Origin of the sequence: Collinsella sp. OF02-10 (genome assembly GCF_003463445.1) — a bacterium.
In the GTDB taxonomy this organism is placed as follows: Bacteria; Actinomycetota; Coriobacteriia; order Coriobacteriales; family Coriobacteriaceae; genus Collinsella.
In genome coordinates this window covers 57,485-77,638 of record NZ_QSCW01000009.1, presented here as the reverse complement: position 1 = coordinate 77,638, position 20,154 = coordinate 57,485, and the positions used below count along the sequence as shown (strand labels likewise).

The window sequence follows — 20,154 nt, the reverse complement described above, 5'->3', positions numbered from 1 at the left end:
AGGGGTTATAGTCGCCGGGCCAAAGGCGTGCCTAAGCCCAAGGGGGCTGGCACACGAAGATATGGGGAGGGGTCCCATGGCAGTAGATAACAAGCAGATTGCCACCGATGTCCTCGAGCTCGTGGGCGGTGCGGAGAATGTTTCCGTTGCCACCAACTGCATGACGCGCCTGCGTCTGACGCTCAAGGATAACAGCAAGGCCGACGTGGAGAAGATCAAGAAGGTCAAGGGTGTTCTGGGTTGCCAGTTTGCCGGCAGCCAGCTCCAGGTCATCATCGGCCAGAACGTGCCCAAGGTGCTCGCCGAGTTCGTCGCCATCTCCGGTGTCAAGCAGGGTGAGGCCGTCAACGAGAACCTCGATGCTCCCAAGGAGAAGTTCGAGCTCAAGAACCTGCCCAATATCATCCTCGACTATCTGTCGGGCTCCATGACCCAGCTCATCCCGCTGCTCATGGCCGGCGGTCTGTTCCGTACCATCGCGGCCGTCCTCGGCCCCACCATGCTCGGTGTGCTCTCGGCCGACGACCCGACCTATACGTTCCTCTACACCACGCTGTACGAGGCCACGTTCACCTTTATCCCCATCTACCTGGGTTATGCCGCGGCTAAGAAGCTCGGCGCCAGCCCGGTGCTCGGCATGCTGCTCGGTGGCGCCCTCATGGCTCCTTCCGTGGTGAGCGTCGCCACCCAGGAGGGCGGCGGCATCATCTCCGTCTACGGCATCCAGATCGCTGCTGCCAACTATCAGCAGTCCGTCCTGCCGATCATCCTTTCGGTGCCTGTCCTCTACTTCGTCGAGAAGTTCTTTAAGAAGGTCATGCCCGACGTGCTCTCCACGGTCTTCACGCCGTTCTGCACCATGATCGTCACGATCCCCATTGCCTTCATCGTCCTCGCTCCGATCGGCAACGAGATCGGTACGCTGATCGCCAACGCCCTCTTCGGCCTTGCTGACCTTGGCGGCATCGGCATCCTGATCGTCATGGCCGTCCTCGGCGCCTTCTGGCAGCTCTTCGTGGTCTGCGGCATGCACATGCCCGTCATCCTGCTCGCCCAGGTTCAGATCATCGCTGCCGGTTACGATCCCTTCGTCTTCGTTTCCACCAACTGCGCTATGGCCGCTGTCTGGGGCTGCGCCTTCGGTGCCTTCCTCAAGATGAAGAACCCCGACGAGAAGTCTCTCGCCATCGGTTACGTCATCTCCGCCATCGCCGGCGGCGTCACCGAGCCCGCGCTCTTCGGCATCCTCATGCGCTTCCGTCGCACCATGTTTGGCATGTTCATCGGCGGTGCCATCGGCGCTGTGTTCTCCGGCCTCATGGGGGTTACCTACTACCTCGCAGGCGGTGCCTCCAACTTCCTGGTCTTCACCAACTACCTGCAGGGTGGCCAGATGAACACCGTCTGGGCTATCGTTGGTATGGCAATCTCCTTTGTCATCGCCGCTGCCGTCGTCTTTGTCTCCGGCTTCTCCAAGGAGGAGCTCGCCGAGATGGAGGCCTAAGGCCAAACCGTTCGGTCGCATAAGACCTCACCTACACGACAGGGCCCCGTCAGGCGTAAGCCCGGCGGGGCCCTTCTTGCAAGGTAGACTGATGGAGGCGGGTGAGATTCGCCCGCGAGGGTTTGCCAAGCGCCGGGGGCTTTCGCGCGGGGTTATCGCGAAAGCCCCCGGCGGTTCGCAAATCCTTTATCAAACGAAAGGACATGCAGATGAGTTTGGGAAAGCTGACCGCCAACGGTCGCCAGGACGGCTTTTTGTGCGAGGGCAAACCGTTCTTCTGGTTTGCCGATACGTGCTGGAGCGCATTTACGAGCATCGCCGAGAACGACTGGGATTACTACCTGACCCGCCGTGCCGAGCAGGGCATGAACGTGCTGCAGATCAACACGTTGCCGCAGTGGGATCGCTGCTGTCCCGACCTGGGCATTTGGCCCTATGCCAGCGAGGATGGCGTGCACTTTGATTGGTCCTGCCCCAACCAGGCGTATTGGGATCGTGCCGCCGCCATGTGCCGCGCGGCCGTCGAGCACGGCATTCGTCCGGCGCTCGTGCTCATGTGGTGCAACTACGTGCCCGGTACCTGGGGTGCCAAGATCGCCGAGCGTTGCGGTGCCGAGATTATGCCGCGTGAGGAGGTTCGCGCCCACGTTGCCCGCGTCGTCGAGAACCTGGGCGAGTTCGACCCCGTCTACGTGGTGGCGGGCGATACCGACTTTGCCGGCGACGAGGCGATCGCCTATTACGAGGACGCCCTCGACGAGGTCGTCAAGCGCGCGCCCGAGGCACTGCGCACCATGCATATCAACCGCGGTAACCGCACCATTCCGGCGCAGTATCTGGACCGTCTGGACTTTTATATGTTCCAGCCCGGCCACAACTACGAGGGCCAGCCCGAGGCATGGCGTCTGTCGCAGGACTTTATCGCCAACTATCCCAAAAAGCCGATGGTCAACTCCGAGCCTTGCTACGAGCAGATGGGTGCGTCGCGCAACGTCTACTGGCGTTTTACCGCGCAGGATTGCCGCGCGAGCGTATGGTCGTCGATTCTTGCCGGCGCCAGTGCCGGCGTGACCTATGGCGCACACGGCGTGTGGAACTGGCAAACATCGCGCAGCCAGGGTTCGGTCCTGGGCGAGGGCTTTGACATGCCCTTCCGCTGGCAAGAGTGCCTGCAGTTTGCGGGTGTGTGGGACTTTGGCGCGATCGAGCACGTGCTTGCCGCCCTAGGCGCTACGGCTGCCGACGATGCACTTGCCGTGGTTCCGGCGCAGGAGCTCCTCGACGACGCGCGCGAGTCCATCCGTGTGGCGCGCGTTGGCGATCGCATCGTCGCGTACCTGCCGCGCACCACGGCGCTCAAGTTTAAGCTCGACGGCGCGCGCGGCTGGACGGCGACGGCCCTCGACATGGAGGACAAGCACATCGCCAAGCTGCCTGTTCGCGACAACGGTAACGGCACCGTGCGTGTGGCTCAGCATCCCTTTGAGCACGACGCGCTGGTGATCCTGGCCCCCGGGCGCTAACGGCTCTTCTCCAACATTTACAACCCAGTCCCTTTCATTAGGCTGCGACGGAATGGTTCCTGCATGACGGCTTCAAGCTGCCAAGGGGAGCCATTCCGTCGCACCCTTTGCTTACTCATTGGGTACTCATTGGGGACGTACTTAAATGAGTGGCAGTTGGGGGATACTCCTTGCCGAGTTGGAGCTTGCGCGCGCCCCTTCTGGGTCATGCGGCTCAAAATCGCGGCGTCATGCGGACGGCTGGGGTCGAATTTGCAACATTTCGAACTTGGCTTCGATATTGAGATTGGTTCTTTATTAAAATGGTGTTCCGGACAACAAAGCGGGTGGGGGTTACCATGAGGGACCTGGGAGACACAACCGCATATTTGCGCCGGGGCATGCGGGAGATTCTGTGCCTAGCGCTGTTCTTCTTCACGTTTTTGGCGTGCGAGTATTTCTTTGATGCGCGCATGGCCGAGTTCGTGCCATCGAGTGAGGTCGTCATCTACGAGAGCATCGTTGTCGGCGCGAGCGTGATTGGCTTTTTCGTGCGCCCATTTCTGTACTATCGCCGTCCCCAGACGATCGATGCGACGAGCGATATTACGGGCGTGCTGTTGGTATCGGCGTTGCTGCTGATGATTATGGCAATGCGGTTTGAGGTAGTAATTGCCGGCGGCCTGGTGGCGTGCTGCGCCCTGGGCTATTGCGGATCGACCGCCCATGCCAATCTTGCGCGGCGTTTTGCGCAGACGCCCTGCCTGGCGCGCACCGTGGCGGTTTCCTATGCTGTGGGCATTTTGGTGCAGGTGCTCAACCATATGGTGATGCCTGCGGGCATTCCCCAGCAGTCTGTTCTCATTGCCTGTGCGATTGCGCTGGTGGGGCTGCTTCACGGTGTCCGCCGCGCTAAATTGCGTGATGAGCCTGCGCCCGAGTTCGAGGTCGAGATTGCCGAGCTATCGGTCGATGCGTCGGAGCGTGGCGCCAGGTGGCACGATGACCCCGAGGCAAAGGCGGCCTTTCAGGGTGCCGTGGTGCGTCTGACGGTGGCGACCGCTTGCCTCACCGGCGTGTTCGCGGCCCTCAATGCCGGCCTTACGACCTCGCATGCCGCTGGCGCTATCGATCTGGGCGACTGGCCGCGCTTGCTGCTGGTTGTGAGCGCCCTTGCCGCCGGCGTCCTGTATGACCTGCGTGGGCGTTCGTATATGAATATCATCATGACGTGCGCCGCCATGCTGTCCACGCTCTCGTTCTTTGTACTTATCACCGATGGCAACGGTGGCAACACGCTTGCCGCCACGATTATCTTTTACCTTGGCACGGGCTTTTTCGTGGTGTTCTTCACCGCGAAGTTCGCCGCGATTTCGATGTATGCCCGCTGGGCGTATCTGTGGCCGTGCATGGGCCGTGTTATCAACAACGTTTGCTCGATGCTCGTGACGGCTCCGGCAGTGGCGATTATCTCGAGTCAAAACGTGCTGGCGGCAGTGAGCGTCGTGCTCGTGCTGTTTGTCGGCATCGCGATTTCGCTGTTGGGACAGTTTGGACAAGACGGTGAGGGCGAGGCGACGCGCGGCAGGCTGGCGCTTGCCACCGACGATCTTGGCGTGAGCTGTGAGCCCGGCCAGGCCGACACGGTGCCCCTGGAGGCGCCGGAGCTTTCGTTTGACGATCGGCTCGATGGCTTCGTTGCCGCCTTTGGGCTCACCAAGCGCGAGCGCGATGTTCTGGAGGCACTGGTCGTTTCGGACGACAGCGTGCAGGACGTGGCGGCGGCACTCTTCCTTTCGCGTTCCACGCTCTATCGCCACATCGCTTCGATTAACAAAAAGACAGGTGCCTCCTCGCGCGTAGCCCTCATCAACTTCTTCTGGTCCTGGACACCCCAAGACTAGCTAACCACCACAAAGGGGACAGGCACCTTTGTGGTGGTTTTTTACCTGCAAAAATATGAATATGAGACATTTGTCACCTGCCGTTTTGGTGCTCAAAGGCATATGAATGTGATGCTGAGCAGAGCAGAACGGAGGGGGTGCACCTATGGCGTCTCGGGGTTGCGCGTCTAATAAAATTGCGGGCGCGCTTATCGCCGTGGTGGTCTTTGCCGCGGCGGTGACACTCATGCGAGTTTACGTTGCCGGCGACCATGGCGCTCAGGGAAAGACTGCCGCGCAAGTGTCGCTCAACGATTGCGCTGCCGTTCCGGTGGCGGTCAAGCTTATCGAGGACGGGGAGGCGCGGACGGCCTATGAGACCGACGATGCCGAACTGGTCGCATCGACTTTTGCCGCGCTCGATGGCTGCACCGTGGGGGATGCGGTGGATGAGCGGACGAGCGATGCCGGCCGAACGCTCGTCTTTGTCTATACGGATGGCTCGGAGCAATCGGTAGAACTTGAGGGCAAAAACATCGTGCTCGATAAGACGGCGTATCGACTTAACGGTGCCGATGAGTTATGGCGGCAGCTTGCCGCAATCAAAAACAGCTAACGAAATTAGGGATGTACGGGATGAGTGACTTGAGATTCTGCCCGGCGTGCGGGGCGCAGCTGCCTCGGGTCGCCGGCGTGCCGGTGCGATTTTGCCCGGGGTGCGGCGTCCGACTTGAGGGCGTTGTGGGCTACTCGGGCGCCGTGGGGGCTACAGATGGGGCGACTGCCGATGACGATGCGGACGAAGGCGGCGACCCGAGTGTGGACGCGCCGGCCGATGCGCCGGTGGAGACTGCCGGCGTCGCGTCGTCTCGTGACGCAGCCACGACGGATGCGCCTCACATCGGTGACCTTGAGCTTCATGCCGCATGCGATACCTCTGGCGGCCAGGCACTCGCGCAGGTGGTGCTGCCGCGGGGCTGGCATATCGAAGAAGCGCATCTTGAGCGCAGCGGCAGTTTCGACTGCCCGATTTCGGTTGGCGTGACGGCGGCGGGTCCGATGGGTGAGCGGATTATGTACCGCTCCGAGCTCTGCTACGTGGATGCGGGCGCCGTTGCCAAGCGTATCCCCACGCAAACCGAACGCAAGGTGTTTGTGCACGTGGAGGCAGCTTGCGACGAGCTGGCTCAGGCCTGTGCAGCACGGCTGGGCGCGCGGGCAGAGGTTGTTGCCGAGCAACCGTACCCATCGAGCGCGGCGGTCGATATCGAGCGCGAGCGTGCCCGCGTAAAGCGCGAGGCGGCAAACGACTTTGCAATCCAGGGCTTTTCGATGGAACCGAGTGATGTGGTCTATGAGTGCCGCATGCGTCGATATCGGCTCACGGGCGCTCCGGTGCCCACCGAGCTCGCAGTGGCGGCCAAAGTCGAGGGCTATATGTTTTCAATCGGAGGCGTCGCGGGTTCTATGGGCAAAGGTGTTGCCGCTGGGGCCGAGGCGCTGCTGGGCGCGAGCCTTTCGAGTGGGCTGATCGGCGGTGTTTTGGGCAAGCGCCTGCGCGAGCGCAAGGCGGCGGCAGCGGCGGGACAGGGCGTCGCGCAAGAACAGCCCACGGGTCGAGGCGGTTGCCCGGACGGAGCGTCGTTCGAGCTGGGTGCGGCCGACCTGCTGCAGTGGCGTATCAGGGACAGCTTCTGTTTGGCTGCGCCAGAAGGTCGCCTGGACGAGGCGGCCTCCACGGCGCTTGCATCAATGGCGTCGACTCTGCGGCTCAATCCAGCGATTGCACGCGAAGCGTCAGCTCAAAAGCAACAGATGGTGCTTGAGCAGCGCCAACGCACGCAGATGAACATTGCCCAGCAGCAACAGCAGTTTGCAGCCTGGCAACAGATGCATGCCTCGCAACAGGCGGCGTTCGACAGCTACCAGCAGGCGTGGTTCGATCGCAGCGACCGTCAGCACGCCGCGAATATGGCTGCCAGCGCCGCCAATTTTTCCAGCGCGGGCGTGGGGACGGGCACCGCTTCGTATTCCGATGCCATTCGCGGGGTCAACCATTACACCAGACCCGACGGCACCGATGTCGAGGTCTCGGTGATGGCCGACCAGGCCTGGGTCAACGGTTCGGGCGATGTGATCGGTACACGCGATGGTTTTGAACCCGGTTTTGGCTGGACGGAACTGCCTCGTCAATAGCGTGGGGTGGCTTATGTGTGAATCGATGCCGGGTGTGTTTCTCGGCATTGTGCTAAAGAACGGGAAAGGAACAATGATGAGGGAGACGGTACTTTCGCGCACGGCATTTGTCGCGGCGGCGGGAACGGCGCTGCTGACGCTTGTGGGGTGCGGCGGACAGCGGACGCAGGATGCGACGGGTTTTAACGACGACCGCCCGGTAAAGGACAAGATGGACGCGGGTGCGACGTCGGGCGATTCCGGCGACGCGGACAGCGGCTCGGCGGATGCGTTCGATACGTGGTCGGATGATTGCTGGGATGCGCACCGCAACATCAGCATCGCGGCGCTCCTCGAGCTTAAGGGCTGGCAGTTGCAGGAGTTTGCCTCGCAGCAGGGCTATACCTGGCAAGACGCGCTCGAGATGTACGAGGACGAGGCGGGACACGTGCTCAGCGTCTGCAATATCAGCAAGGACGGCGCGACCGAATGGCTCGGCGAGGACGAAATCGGAAAGCTCGACAAGGGCGGCACCGGAAGCACCGTGATGTTCACGCTACAACTTTCGGGCTATTCGAGCTGCGAGGATGTTATCGCGGGCTTTTCTGTGCCGGTCGAGGACCGGGCGCAGATTACTTCGGGCTCATGGATCGCGTGCGTATACGGTTCCAACATGGCGCGGCACGTCGCCATGACGAGCCCGATGGAAAACGGTGACTACCGCTTGGATCTCATTACCGAGGAGGCTATCAAGACCGGTAGGTTTACCCAGGGCGGCGGTGCTCCGACGATAGACGAATTTTGGCAGGAAAAGACTGGACGCGCGCTCGGCTAGGTGCGACGTGGCCAATACCATAGCGAGGAACGAACATGATGAATGAAGTGACGATGAACCGTGCGGCCTTTGTGGCAGGCGCGGGTGCGCTGGCTTGTGCGCTGGCTGGCTGCTCGGGCGGATTGGGCGGCGCGGGCGGTGCCAAGAAGGCGACCACGGCGGACGCCGCCTGTGTAGACGACAACGCCAACGTGACGGTCTATGCTGCGATCAACTTGGACGGCGTCGACCTGGTGCGCCTGCTCAAGCATCAAAACTATGAGTGGCAAGGCGAGAGCGTGGGCTACGGTGCCGCCGATGACGCGGGACTTTTCGCTTTTACCTTTTCTAAGATTTCGGATGACGTGGACGAACTTGCGAACAGCGCGATACCGCTTTCGGAGTCCGAGTACGAGGAACTTGAGCCGGGCGGCGGAGACGATAGCGTGGCGATTTTGCTCTCGGTGGGCGGCTATACGACGGGCAATCGTGCGCTCACCGGCGCAATCGGCGATGCGGCGATAGTGCAGGAGAAGTGCACAATCGACGATTCCGTGTATTGGCTGGTCAAGGCGCTCGACGGCAGCCGTTACGTGATTTCGGCCTACGACACCGAAGATGATGGCGACAGCGCGCATGACATCTATATCTATAGTGAGTCTTTTATTCACACCGGTTATCTGAGCGGCGGCGACCAAATCGATATTGACGAACTCTGGAGCCGCCTGACCAATGCCTCGTAGCGCACCAAAACCACCACAAAGGGGACAGTGAGGCGGGACTTTTTGACCGCCTGATGGGTCGAGCGTAACAACTCGTGCGTTACAGCAGCTCGCCGTGGCGGGCGATGTAGCGGCGCTTGGCCAGTTGGGTGAGCGCGATGTAGGCGGCGACAATGCCGATGAGCAGCGCGAAGAAGATTGGCGGCAGCGGCATGAGACCCAGCGCATCGGCGATGGGGCTTGCCGGCAGCCAGGTGACGAGTACCAGGCCCAGCACGGTGAGGAGGCACAGCGCGGGCGCGGCGTGGTCGCGCGGGCGTGGCAGGCGCGGGGAGCGCAGCATGTGGACCACGAGCGTCTGCGACCACATGGACTCGACAAACCAACCGCTCTGGAAGAGCGCCGTAAAGGCCGCCATGCCTGCGACGTCGCCTATAGCGGCAAGCTCTGCCCAGCTTGCGCCCACGGCGGCGGGGCACACCACAAAGAAGAGCGCGGCGAAAGTCACGATATCAAACAGTGAGCTCACGGGACCCAACTCGAGCATAAAGCCCTTAATGGACGCGGCATCCCAGGCGCGCGGACGGGCAGTCCAGGCGTCATCGACGGTGTCCCACGGCAGCGCGATGCACACGATCTCGTAGACCAGCGACAGCAGCACCAACTGCAGAGCGCTCATGGGCAAGAATGGCAAGAACAGGCTCGCGACGGTCACGGATAGCACGTTGCCAAAGTTGGAGCTCACCGTGGTCTTGAGGTACTTGAGCAGGTTGCCGTAGGTGCGGCGGCCTTCGATGATGCCGCGCTCGAGCACGCCCAGGTCTTTCTGGAGCAAGATGATGTCGGCGGATTCCTTGGCGATGTCGACGGCCGAATCGACCGAGATGCCGCAGTCGCTCGCACGCATGGCGGCGGCGTCGTTGATGCCGTCGCCCATAAAGCCCACAGTGTGGTCGAGCAGCTCGCGCATGACGCGCACCAGGCGCGCCTTCTGCAGTGGCGAGAGCTTGGCGAAGAGGTGGGTGTGCTCGGCGCGCTCGGCAAGCTCGGCATCGTCGAGCGCATCGATCTCGGAGCCCAGCAAGACGTTGCTCGCGTCGATACCGATCTGCTCGCAGATGGTGGCGGCGACACGGTCGTTATCGCCGGTCAGGACCTTAACGGCGACGCCCTTGGCCTCGAGGGTGGCGACGGCGCCCGTGGCACTTGCTTTGGGCGGATCGAGGAAGGCCAAAAAGCCCATCAGCACCATGTCGCACTCGTCGGCGATGCCAAATTCGCCCACGCAGCGCGGATTGGTCTTCTGCGCCACGGCAATCACGCGCAGGCCCTCGGCGTTGAGCCCGGCGACCTGCTTGCGAATCTGGGCGAGCTTATCTTCGGTGAACGGCTGGACGACGCCGTCGACCTCGACAAAGGAGCAGATCTCGAGCATTTCCTCGGCAGCCCCCTTGGTGACCATCTGGGTTTTGCCCTGGGCGTCGGCGACGACTACGCTCAGGCGACGGCGCGAGAAATCGAAGGGCACCTCGTCGACCTTGGTATAGCGGTCGCGCAGGCTCTGGCCCAGCATAGAATCGGGCACGACGGTCGAGGGCGTCACATCGGCACGGTCGATGACGGCCAGGTCGATAAGGTTTTTGAGGCCGGTCTGGAAGAAGCTGTTCAAAAACGCATGGCGCAGCACGCGCGCATCCTCGTTGCCGTCGGTGTTGAGGTAGCGCTCGAGCACGATACGGTCTTCGGTGAGGGTGCCGGTCTTGTCGCAGCACAGGACGTCCATCGCGCCGAGGTTTTGGATCGCCGGCAGCTCCTTGACGATAACCTGGCGGCGGGCGAGGTCCTTGGCGCCCTGCGACAGGCTCGTGGTCACGATGACGGGAAGCATCTGCGGCGTGATACCCACGGCCACGCTCGTGGCGAACAACAGCGCATCGATGACGTTGCCCTTGGTGGCGGCGTTGATGGCAAAGACCGCCGGCGCCATAACGAGCATGAGGCGCACGAGCAGCATGGAGACGCTCGAGACGCCGCGGTCAAACGCGCTCTTCTCGCCGCGCCCGTTGAGCATCTTGGCGATGCCGCCCAGGTGGGTGTCCGAGCCGGTGGCAACGACAAGCGCCATGGCGGTGCCGTTTTGCACGGAGGTGCCGGTAAAGACGATGTTCTTGCAGGCAGAGAGTGGTAGCGCGGAGCCGTCGGCACCCTCGACGACGGTGATGGCAGCGGTCTTCTCGACGGCCTCGCTCTCGCCGGTGAGTGCGGACTCGATCACAAACAGGTCGCGCGCGGTGATGATGCGGGCATCTGCCGGCACCATGTCGCCGGCAGAGAGGCGGATTACATCGCCGGGGACGAGCTCGTCGAAGGGGATCTCGACGCGCTCGCCGTCGCGCAGGGCACAGCAGGTGTTGGAGACCAGGTCCTTGAGGGCCTCGGCCGCATTGCCGCTGCGGGCTTCCTGGATAAACTTCATGCCGCCCGATACCAGCAGCATGATGCCGATGACGATGACCGTGGAGGGGTCGCGCTGCGGCTCGGGCACGGCGAGCACGTCGATATAGAGCGAGACCAGTGCGAGCGCGGCGAGGATGCCGGCGAAGGGATCGATGAATGCGTCGGCGATGCGGCGGGCGAGCGTCTTGGTCGGCGCCTCGATGGTGTTGGGGCCGACCGCGCTCAGGCGCTCGGCGGCGTGCTCGGCGGTGAGTCCGCCAGCCGTGGCGTCGAGCAGCACGAGGGCGTCCTCGGCGCTATGGGTGGCGGCGAATATGGTGTTCTTGGACAGGCCGGCGTGAGCGGCAGGGCGCGCCGTGCGGCGGCGCTTGGAGATAGCTTCGAGTACCGTGGCGGTTTTGAGCATCAGCATAGGGTCCTCCTTGTTGAAGGGAGTTAGCGTACGTGTCGTATGTGCTTCAAAAAACCTAGATGTCGCTCACGTCATGCTCGCGAGCTACCACAAAGGGGACGGGCACCTTTGTGGTGGTTTTGACGGTCGGCTGTTGGCGCTTATGCGTGTGCGGAATCCTCGCGGCGTGCCGAGGGCGACATGCAGGTTTTTCGACTATGACTGCCTTCCATGGCACACCTCCTTAAGGCCGGGCGCGATGCGCTTCAGGTATCACGTACCCGTTACAATCCGCCCGTATTCTTGATGAGGGGGTTTGTCGTGTCAACCCCTTTGTTTGGAAAACCATTGCCCCTGACAAAGCCTTTACAGAATGCCGAGGCCCCAAAGCGCGCCCGCAACGCGCCCTGCCTGCGCTAAACTGGAAGGCACGTACGCGATTACGAGAGGAGCCCGCATGGAGGCTTACAAGCAAGAGTTCATCAAGTTTATGGTTGAGTCCGACGTCCTTAAGTTCGGCAGCTTTACGCTCAAGAGCGGCCGTCAGTCCCCGTTCTTTATGAACGCCGGCGCTTACGTGACGGGCTATCAGCTCAAGAAGCTGGGCGAGTATTACGCCCAGGCCATTCACGATAACTTTGGCGACGACTTTGACGTGCTGTTTGGGCCGGCCTACAAGGGCATTCCCCTGGCCGTCGTGACCGCCATTGCCTACCACGAGCTGTACGGCAAGGAGGTCAAGTACTGCTGCGACCGCAAGGAGGCCAAGGATCACGGCGCCGACAAGGGCAACCTGCTGGGCTATGAGCCCCAGGACGGCGACCGCGTGATCATGGTCGAGGACGTCACCACCAGCGGCAAGTCCATCGACGAGACCTATCCCAAGGTCAAGGCGGCTGCCGATGTCGAGATCAAGGGCCTGATCGTGTCCCTCAATCGCATGGAGGTCGGCAAGGGCGGCGTGACCACCGCGCAGAAGGAGATCGAGGCCAAGTACGGTTTCCCCGTCGCGAGCATCGTCTCCATGGCTGAGGTTGTTGAGACCCTCTACAACCACGAGATCGACGGCAAGGTTGTCATCGACGACGAGCTCAAGACCGCCATCGACGCCTATTACGAGCAGTACGGCGTTCGTTAGTTACGGCGTTTTACCAAACGCCGTAACTGCTCGACGCTGCGCGCTGCCCAGGGCGACAATTTGTCATTCAAAAGGCAAGGCATGACCAGAAGGTCTATGCCTTGCCTTTTTCATGCCAACTTGTTCGCCCTGGGCGGCGCTCGCTGTCCGTCCTCTGCCTGCGGCGTCATCTTGCTCCGGATGTGGCACTTGGGGACGTTCCTTTTCTGCCGGCACCTGGGGACACTCCTGATGTGGTCGTTGGGGACGTTCTTAAATGACTACTCAGGATGAGCGTCCAAAAATCCGCGCTCGTTCGATTGGCGCATGTCTACGCAGCGTAGGTTGTCGAGCCTGGCCTTCAAATGGATACTGACTGTCGAACCGGTTCACTCCATTTCTTCAATTTGATTGGACAGCCCATGAACCAGACACGGCAAACCAATGCCTCCCATACTTTTTTGGCAGCGCATGCCATCAAGCAGCTGCGCGAAGAGCGCGGCCTCACCCAGCGCGCCCTGGCGGAAAGCCTTGGCGTGACCGATAAAGCCGTCAGCAAGTGGGAATCCGGCCGCGGCCTTCCCGACATTTCCCTCGTTGAGCCTTTGGCCCAGAGACTCGGCATAAGCGTGGCCGAGCTTTTGGCTGGTGACATTCGGGCCAACGCCAACCGTGCAGGCAATATGCTCAAAGGCGTCTTTTACGTTTGCCCTATCTGCGGAAACGTTGTGCACGCGCTCGGAGAAGGCAGCTTTAGCTGCTGTGGCTCCACGATGTTTCCCCAGGAGGCCGAAGAGCCGGACGCGGACCACGCCTTTTCCATCGAGCGCATCGAGGACGATTGGTACGTCACGCTCGATCATCCCATGACCAAGGATCACTACATTAGCTTTGTGGCATATGCGACTATGGACGGCATCTGCTTTAAGAAGCTCTATCCAGAGCAATCGGTGCAGCCGCGCTTCCATATTACCGGGCGCGGCAGGATATATCTTTACTGCAACCAACACGGACTCTTTACGTCGCTGACGCCTCGCAAATAACGGCTGTCTATCCGCCCTCCTCATGCGTTCCCGGGGGACCCAAAATGAGCGTGGATAATCTCCCGTTTTTGGGCCGCATGCAGGCTCAAAGTGGGAGATTATCCACGCTCGTTATCTGAGTGTCCAAAAATCCACGCTCGTCGCTACTTGAGTCCGGGCAGGCGGGTGTAGGGGAACGAGCGCTCTAAGAACTCGGAGCAGCGGGCGTAATCTTTGGCAAAGTAGCTGCTATAGAGCGAATCGAGTACGTATTGCACGGCGATATGGCTGGCGAACTGCGTGATGCGGTGCGTCATGCTCTCGTGGTCGCTTACCGTGAGATAGGCGGCAAAGCCGGGGTGAATGCGGGCACAGTACGGCGTGCCGATGACGATGACCGGGACATGTCGACTGCTAAGGATCGGCAAGATCTCCTTGAGGTTGGGGGCAAGGCCGCTGTAGGAGATGATGATTGCCACATGGTCGGGACCCGAGGCGAGCGCCGTGCGCACCTGCGCCTCGACGCTGTCGTGGCACGTCGCGCTTTTGCCGGCGGAAAGCAGGCGATCGCGGAACATTCCCGCTGGATATAGGTTATGCGAGCCCGTGTAGATGTCCACGGTGCCGGCGCGCATGATGAGCTTGGCGGCGTGGTCGAGCTGTGCAGGGTCGAGCAGCTCCTGCGTTTCGGCCAAGGTGGTCTGGTAGAGCCCCTCCATGCGCTCCATCACCTGCGCAGGGGTGGAAGTGGCATCGAAGGGAAAGTTGATGTCCACGTCGCGCCGGTTGCCCGCCTCGGTCGCCTGGCGGATGAGCTCGACCTTGAGGTCTTTGAATCCCTCGAGGCCGAGCTTTTTGCAAAAGCGGTGCACGCTCGCGACCGAAACGTTGGCGCACGCGGCAAATTCCTTAATGGAAAGCCCGCGCACATCCTCGCCCATGGCGAGGGCCGTTCGCCCAAGTTGTTGCTCGGTGGGGGTGAGGCTTTTGCCCTGCGTGATCTTTCGCCTGATATCCATATGGCTCCTATGCGTTTGCGTCGCGATAAACCAATCATAGCGATAAATAAAACGTTCGGCTTGGCTGGGAGTTTTGGTCCGCCGGTCTATGAACGACGGACCGCTCGACGCTGCGCGGGCTCAACATAGGGGCGCTGTCCTTGTTGGGCCGTTTGCGCCCGGGGCGTTACCCGAGCACGCGTACGGGCCCCAAGAGGCCGCTGGGATCGGAGGGCTCGGTCATGCCGAACATGTCGGGGACGGCGTGGTCGAGGGTGTTGATGATATCGATCGTAAGCGCGTGCTCGCCGGCTAAAAGTGCGGCGGCCTCAAAGCGGTAAGGCGGACAGATGCGGGTGCCGAGGGATTTGCCGTCGAGGGTGACGGTTGCGGTCTCAAAGACCTCGCCAAGGTCGATGACGGTGCGGGTGGCCGCTTCGCCCAGGACAAAGGAGGCCCGGTAGCGGAATGTGCCGGCCTTGCCGGGGAACTCGGCCGAGGAAAGGTCGTGCAGGTCTGCAAGCTCAACAGGCTCGCCAAAGGCATCGGTGCCAGGGGCAGAGAAGGCAACCGCCCAGGGCCCGTCGACGCATGTGGCTTCGTCTCCAGCAGTTGCCGCGCCGGCGGAACCTGTAGCCCCAAGGACCACGATGCAGCTCTCGTAGGGAGCCAGCTCGAGCGTGCCGTCAAAGGCGGCGGGATCGGTGCCGTTGAGCAGGTCGAGGCGCGCGCCTGCAACGGGTGTGCCGTCGGCAAGCGCAATCTGAGTGGAGATACCCTGCTTGGGATGCTCGTTGACGAGCATCAGATAGGTCTCGCCCGCCCGCTCGTAGCGCAGTGCGCGCAGCCAGGGCTGGGACTCGGCACAAACCACGGTCTGCATACCGGCGTCGGCAAGCGTGCCTGCGAGCTCGGCGGTTGCCAGGAGCTTGATGCCGGCGACCGCGGCTGCATCCACGGAGGCAAAGCCCTCGCGGGCTGCAATATCACCGTCGTAGCGCTTGCTCGGCAACTCATCCAGCGCGTACACGGCAACACCTGCGGCTGCGGCGCGCGCGGCAAAGTCGAGCACGGCTCCGCCGACAAACTCGGCTCCGGGCATCACCAGACAGCGGTATGCCTGGCCGTTCACGCTAAAGCCGCTACCGTCTGCGGCAATTTCAACGGCATAGCGCCCTGCGTCCTCAAATGCCTCTGCCGGCACGATGTCAAAGTCGACCTGCGCGCGCAAAAGCTCGGAGGCGGCATGCTGCATAAAGTTCGCCTCGCCTGCCCACTCGGCGTCCGCATGGTAGAGAAGCGCCACCGGGGTCGTTGCGCGCCCGCCGCTCAGCAGGCTCGCCGTACGGTTCATGTAGCTCATGAGCTGCCCAAAGTGTGCAAACTGGGGGTTTTGGCCATGCGCATAGAAATGCGGCGGGCAGTCCCAGTCGGGGAAGGCGGCCATGCTAAAGGCATGCGGCACAAACCAATTGACGCCGCGCACCAAAAAATGATCGGCGATCCACTTCATCTCGCGTAGGCCTTCGTGCCATCCAAATGCGCCAAAGACCTCGGCCATGCAGCGCCCCTGCTTTTTGGGATCGAGGTGTGCTGCCGAGGAGCCCAGCTTGGGCAGCACGTAGTTATAGAACTCGAGGTCCCACACGCCGCGTCCGTAGCTGTGAAGGCCGCGGTCCATGCCGGGTACCAGCTGGTTGATCACGATGTCGACGCCCGCCATGTCCTGACCGCCCACGGCGCGGAAGTAGTGCCCGGCGCCCACGCCCAGGCGCGCGTGGCAGTCCTTGTCCTCGATAACGTGGCCGATGTACTGCACGCCGCGCGCGCGGCACCAGTCTCCGAGCTGGTCGCAGAAGCACTCCTTATAGAGGGTGCTCGCGATGTCCATATAGACGTGGCGTACGTGCGCGCCGGCCGGCTCGCGGTCCCACAGGTGCGGGAGCTCGGCCAGGTAGCGCTCGCCCAGTGCCGCGCGTAGGCGACGCTCAAGCTCGGCCGACCAGGGTAGGGGCGCGGTGGCCTTGCCGATGAGCGTGTCCGAGATGCCATCGGGGCCCGTGGTGCCCTTCTCGTTGGCAAATCCGGGCTCATCGGAGAAAAAGCCCAGGATCGTCTTGCCAAACTCATCGCCCAGATGCTCAAAATGCGGCTCGTAGACAGCATCGATGAGCTGCGCCACCGAGGCGCGGTCGACCATATTGATGTAGTCCTCGTTGTAGGAGGTCTTGCCGCTCGTGAACATCACGCATGCCTGCGTGAGGCCCGCAGGTGCATCGAAGACCAGGCGGCTGGGGTTGCCGTCTGCATCGTCGATTACTCGGTAAGCGACGTCGATGGGGCTGCCGTCCTGCATAAATGTCACGCCGTGGAAGCGCTCCGTTTTGTCGAGCATGTTGGCGAGCGCGATGCTCGCGGCGGACGTGGGGCCCACGATGTCGAACGTGCGGTGCGTGAGCACGATCTTGCGGAGCTCGGGCACGGCCTCCTTGACGGCGCCGTTGGCAAAGCCCGTGGGGAAGTGCGCGTCGTCCAAGATCCAGAGCTTAAGGCCCAGCTGCCTGCACTCGTCAATGACAAAGCGCAAGTCGCGCCACCAGCCCTCGCCGCAAAAATCGGGGTGTGGGCGGCTTTCGAGACAGACCTCGTGGATGTCGGCGCCGGCGATCTTTTCCAGATACTCGGCAATGGTCTTATGGCTCTCGCCCTTCATCCACAAAAACGGAAGCATGTGGTTGTCGTATGTGCCCTCGAGCACCTGCTGATAGTACGCGGTCATGGATCCTCCTTGGCTCGATCGATCTGCTGCATAGCACAGATTATGGACGCGTCGGCGCGTTCTGCTAATATCTGAATCACGACGAATTATGACCAAATCAACGATTGGCAAGCCATGGAGATCGACGAGCTCGAGCGTAGGCTCAGCGAACTGAGCACCAGTGAGATCGCTTATAAAGACGGCATGGCATTTGATTGGTCGATTATGACCGAGCATGTCGAAATCGACGGATGCCCAGTGCGCAAGATTGGCCAGCCAGGGTTTGCCTATGCCCAGCCCGGCATGCCGCGTGGCCTGACGATAAGGAAAAACTCGCGCTTTAATGCAGTTCCCGAGCACGTGCATGATTACGTGGAGCTGAGCTATGTGTATCGCGGACGCTGCCCGCAGACGGTGGCGGGGGAGAGGCTCGAGCTGGGCCGCAACGAGGTGCTTTTGCTCGACGCCCTCTGCCCGCATGCCGTGGCGGCGCTTGGTGAGGACGACATCATGCTGAGCATGACCGTTTCACGCTCTTTTTTGTGCCGGAGTCTCGAGTCGAGCCTCTCGCGCGAGAGCGCGGTCTCGCGGTTTTTGTTCAACGCGCTCAACAGCGAGACGGACCATCGGGGCCATGTCCGTTTTCATTGCGGCGAGAGCCGTCGGATTCGGCGCTACATGCAGGAGATGCTCTGCGAGCTGTACGACCCGAGCCCCAACGGTCCCGAGATCGTCTTGCGTCTGTTTCAGCTGTTTTTGGCCGAGCTCATGGATTGCTACGAGCGCGAGCTGGTGCGCGGCGCGGCGGACGGCGCAGCGGGGCCCACTGCCCTGGTGACGGGAATGCTTGGCTATATCGATCGCGAATTCGCTGCATGCTCCCTCGAGGGGATGGCGGCGGAGTTTGGCTTGAGCCCTAATTATGCGACGGCGCTCCTCAAGCGGCATGTGGGCAAGACCTTTAGGCAGCTTGTGCAGGAGCGACGCCTGGTACGTGCGGCCGAGCTTCTGCGCGGCGGCGCCACGGCCGGGGCGGCTGCGCATGCGGTGGGCTATGAAAACATGAGCTTCTTCTACCGTAAGTTTCACGACAAGTATGGCTGCACCCCCGCGGCATACCGCCGGTAAGCGCGGGGCGGATTGTCTTCGCTCCTTCGGTGTCAAAAAGTTTCAGCTGCAGCGCTGTTGCAGCGCGCGTCTGCGAAAAGAAGTGTCCAAATCGGCGCCTTCGCCCTGGCCTGGAGCGACTCGGCGGCATACTCGTTTCATCAGCAACACGCATGAGCGAGGAGGCACTTATGGGATTCCCCGAGGGTTTCTATTGGGGCGGCGCCACGGCCGCCAATCAGTTTGAGGGCGCTTGGAACGTTGACGGCCGCGGTCCGTCGGTCGACGACCACTTCTTGGGTGGCAGCTACAAGGAGCCGCGCCAGATTACGATCGACATCGACCCTAACCGCTTCTACCCCAACCATGACGGCATCGATTTCTACCATCACTACGAGGAGGACATCGCGCTGTTCGCCGAGATGGGCTTCAACATGTTCCGCATGTCCATCTCTTGGAGCCGCATCTTCCCCAACGGCGACGACGCCGAGCCCAACGAGGCCGGCCTCGCCTTTTACGACCGCGTCTTCGACTGCCTGCGCGCTCACAATATCGAGCCGCTCGTGACCCTGTCGCACTACGAGATGCCTTATCACCTGGTCGAGAAATACAACGGCTGGGCGAGCCGCGAGCTCATCGGCTTCTTTGAGAAGTACTGCCAGACCGTCTTCGACCGCTATCAGGACAAGGTCAAGTTCTGGCTCACCTTCAACGAGATCAACTGCGGCACCCAGGACATGGGCAACCTCTTTGGGACCAGCATGATCCAGGGCTTTGAGGGCCCGGCTTCGGCGGTCCACACCACGCCGCAGGCCCGTATGCAGGCCCTGCATCACCAGTTTGTCGCCAGCGGCCGCGTCGTGCGCTATGCCCACGAGCACTATCCGCAGTTTAAGATGGGCAACATGGACTGCTTCATCCTCTCCTATGCCGCCACGTGCGATCCGGCCGACGTGTTCGCCACGCAGCAGGAGATGAATACCATGAACTGGTACTGCTCCGACGTGCAGGTGCGCGGCAAGTATCCGTTCTATGCCAAGCGCTTCTGGGCCGAGAACGATGTCGAGCTTGTGATGGAGGACGGTGACCTGCAGGATATCGCCGACGGCAAGGTCGATTTCTACACCTTTAGCTACTACATGTCCGGCACCGTGGGCACCCACAAGGATCACGAGATGACCGAGGGCAACATGACCTTTGGCGGCAAGAATCCCTATCTGGAGTCCACCGACTGGGGCTGGCAGATCGATCCGCTGGGTCTGCGCATCGCCCTCAACGAGATTTACGCCCGCTACGAGATTCCGCTGATGGTGGTCGAGAATGGCATGGGCGCCTACGATGAGGTCGAGGAGGACGGCTCCATCCACGACCCGTATCGTATCGCCTACTTGCAGAGCCACGTCAAGGCCATGGGCGAGGCCATTGCCGACGGCGTCGACCTGATCGCCTACACCTGGTGGGGCCCCATCGACCTGGTTTCCGCCGGCACCGGCGAGATGCGCAAGCGCTACGGCTTTATCCACGTCGATAAGTACGACGACGGCACCGGTACCTACGAGCGACGCCGCAAGGACAGCTTCTACGCCTACCAGAAGATCATCAAGTCCAACGGTGCCGAGGGCCTGGATTAATCGACAATATGAGTGCCACCGGGGAAAAGCGTTGGGATGGGCTCGCGATTCGAGTCCCCACCTTAGCATTTGA

14 protein-coding genes are annotated in these 20,154 nt (G+C 61.7%); 11 read left to right on the top strand and 3 right to left on the bottom strand.

All coding sequences use genetic code 11. The features are described from left to right. The first annotated feature begins 76 nt into the window (after window positions 1–76). From DXA43_RS06055 to DXA43_RS06025, 7 genes are all read left to right on the top strand, one after another. Window positions 77–1,504, top strand: a complete 1,428-nt coding sequence (locus DXA43_RS06055; RefSeq protein WP_117736925.1) for a PTS transporter subunit EIIC — start codon at window positions 77–79, stop codon at window positions 1,502–1,504. A gap of 209 nt (window positions 1,505–1,713) precedes the next feature. Further along, a complete protein-coding gene (locus DXA43_RS06050; RefSeq protein WP_117806572.1) occupies window positions 1,714–3,027 on the top strand; it encodes a DUF4038 domain-containing protein in 1,314 nt (437 codons plus the stop codon). 338 nt (window positions 3,028–3,365) lie between these two features. Continuing rightward, on the top strand, window positions 3,366–4,910 hold the full coding sequence (locus DXA43_RS06045; protein ID WP_158564946.1) for a helix-turn-helix transcriptional regulator: 1,545 nt from the start codon (window positions 3,366–3,368) through the stop codon (window positions 4,908–4,910). A gap of 145 nt (window positions 4,911–5,055) precedes the next feature. Further along, the gene (locus DXA43_RS06040) at window positions 5,056–5,505 is read left to right on the top strand and encodes a hypothetical protein (protein ID WP_117806556.1); all 450 of its coding nucleotides are present in this window, start codon (window positions 5,056–5,058) and stop codon (window positions 5,503–5,505) included. 20 nt (window positions 5,506–5,525) lie between these two features. Beyond that, window positions 5,526–7,085, top strand: coding sequence for a zinc ribbon domain-containing protein (locus DXA43_RS06035; protein WP_147344730.1), 1,560 nt, complete (start codon window positions 5,526–5,528; stop codon window positions 7,083–7,085). 76 nt (window positions 7,086–7,161) lie between these two features. Beyond that, window positions 7,162–7,899, top strand: coding sequence for a hypothetical protein (locus DXA43_RS06030; RefSeq protein WP_117806554.1), 738 nt, complete (start codon window positions 7,162–7,164; stop codon window positions 7,897–7,899). A gap of 35 nt (window positions 7,900–7,934) precedes the next feature. After that, entirely contained in the window at window positions 7,935–8,621 is a 687-nt protein-coding gene (locus tag DXA43_RS06025; protein ID WP_117806553.1) for a hypothetical protein, read from the top strand. 79 nt (window positions 8,622–8,700) lie between these two features. On the opposite strand, the gene mgtA is transcribed toward DXA43_RS06025, so the two are convergent. Continuing rightward, window positions 8,701–11,469 (bottom strand): magnesium-translocating P-type ATPase, encoded by a 2,769-nt coding sequence (gene mgtA / locus DXA43_RS06020; protein WP_117806552.1) that lies wholly within the window; start codon window positions 11,467–11,469, stop codon window positions 8,701–8,703. Window positions 11,470–11,905: 436 nt separating this feature from the next. On the opposite strand from mgtA, the gene pyrE reads away from it, so the two are divergent. After that, window positions 11,906–12,586, top strand: coding sequence for an orotate phosphoribosyltransferase (pyrE, locus tag DXA43_RS06015; RefSeq protein ID WP_117806551.1), 681 nt, complete (start codon window positions 11,906–11,908; stop codon window positions 12,584–12,586). Between the two features lie 401 nt (window positions 12,587–12,987). After that, a complete protein-coding gene (locus DXA43_RS06010) occupies window positions 12,988–13,608 on the top strand; it encodes a helix-turn-helix domain-containing protein (RefSeq protein ID WP_055250846.1) in 621 nt (206 codons plus the stop codon). A gap of 143 nt (window positions 13,609–13,751) precedes the next feature. Here DXA43_RS06010 and DXA43_RS06005 read toward each other — a convergent pair whose 3' ends face one another. Both DXA43_RS06005 and DXA43_RS06000 read right to left on the bottom strand, forming a co-directional pair. After that, a complete protein-coding gene (locus DXA43_RS06005; protein ID WP_089573523.1) occupies window positions 13,752–14,606 on the bottom strand; it encodes a MurR/RpiR family transcriptional regulator in 855 nt (284 codons plus the stop codon). A gap of 166 nt (window positions 14,607–14,772) precedes the next feature. Continuing rightward, window positions 14,773–17,364, bottom strand: a complete 2,592-nt coding sequence (locus DXA43_RS06000) for a glycoside hydrolase family 2 (protein WP_117806550.1) — start codon at window positions 17,362–17,364, stop codon at window positions 14,773–14,775. A 114-nt stretch (window positions 17,365–17,478) separates the two neighbouring features. On the opposite strand from DXA43_RS06000, the gene DXA43_RS05995 reads away from it, so the two are divergent. Beyond that, window positions 17,479–18,471, top strand: coding sequence for a helix-turn-helix domain-containing protein (locus DXA43_RS05995; RefSeq protein ID WP_117806549.1), 993 nt, complete (start codon window positions 17,479–17,481; stop codon window positions 18,469–18,471). 170 nt (window positions 18,472–18,641) lie between these two features. Then, window positions 18,642–20,081 carry a glycoside hydrolase family 1 protein gene (locus DXA43_RS05990; protein ID WP_117773710.1) on the top strand — a complete coding sequence of 480 codons (1,440 nt, stop codon included), beginning with the start codon at window positions 18,642–18,644 and terminating at the stop codon, window positions 20,079–20,081. Window positions 20,082–20,154 lie beyond the last annotated feature (73 nt).

Excerpts from the sequence above, each read along its gene's own strand:
- DXA43_RS06055 (WP_117736925.1), top strand. The coding sequence starts at position 77 with ATGGCAGTAGATAACAAGCAGATTGCCACCGATGTCCTCGAGCTCGTG.
- DXA43_RS06050 (WP_117806572.1), top strand. The coding sequence starts at position 1,714 with ATGAGTTTGGGAAAGCTGACCGCCAACGGTCGCCAGGACGGCTTTTTG.
- DXA43_RS06045 (WP_158564946.1), top strand. The coding sequence starts at position 3,366 with ATGAGGGACCTGGGAGACACAACCGCATATTTGCGCCGGGGCATGCGG.
- DXA43_RS06040 (WP_117806556.1), top strand. The coding sequence starts at position 5,056 with ATGGCGTCTCGGGGTTGCGCGTCTAATAAAATTGCGGGCGCGCTTATC.
- DXA43_RS06035 (WP_147344730.1), top strand. The coding sequence starts at position 5,526 with ATGAGTGACTTGAGATTCTGCCCGGCGTGCGGGGCGCAGCTGCCTCGG.
- DXA43_RS06030 (WP_117806554.1), top strand. The coding sequence starts at position 7,162 with ATGAGGGAGACGGTACTTTCGCGCACGGCATTTGTCGCGGCGGCGGGA.
- DXA43_RS06025 (WP_117806553.1), top strand. The coding sequence starts at position 7,935 with ATGATGAATGAAGTGACGATGAACCGTGCGGCCTTTGTGGCAGGCGCG.
- mgtA (WP_117806552.1), bottom strand. The coding sequence starts at position 11,469 with ATGCTGATGCTCAAAACCGCCACGGTACTCGAAGCTATCTCCAAGCGC.
- pyrE (WP_117806551.1), top strand. The coding sequence starts at position 11,906 with ATGGAGGCTTACAAGCAAGAGTTCATCAAGTTTATGGTTGAGTCCGAC.
- DXA43_RS06010 (WP_055250846.1), top strand. The coding sequence starts at position 12,988 with ATGAACCAGACACGGCAAACCAATGCCTCCCATACTTTTTTGGCAGCG.
- DXA43_RS06005 (WP_089573523.1), bottom strand. The coding sequence starts at position 14,606 with ATGGATATCAGGCGAAAGATCACGCAGGGCAAAAGCCTCACCCCCACC.
- DXA43_RS06000 (WP_117806550.1), bottom strand. The coding sequence starts at position 17,364 with ATGACCGCGTACTATCAGCAGGTGCTCGAGGGCACATACGACAACCAC.
- DXA43_RS05995 (WP_117806549.1), top strand. The coding sequence starts at position 17,479 with ATGGAGATCGACGAGCTCGAGCGTAGGCTCAGCGAACTGAGCACCAGT.
- DXA43_RS05990 (WP_117773710.1), top strand. The coding sequence starts at position 18,642 with ATGGGATTCCCCGAGGGTTTCTATTGGGGCGGCGCCACGGCCGCCAAT.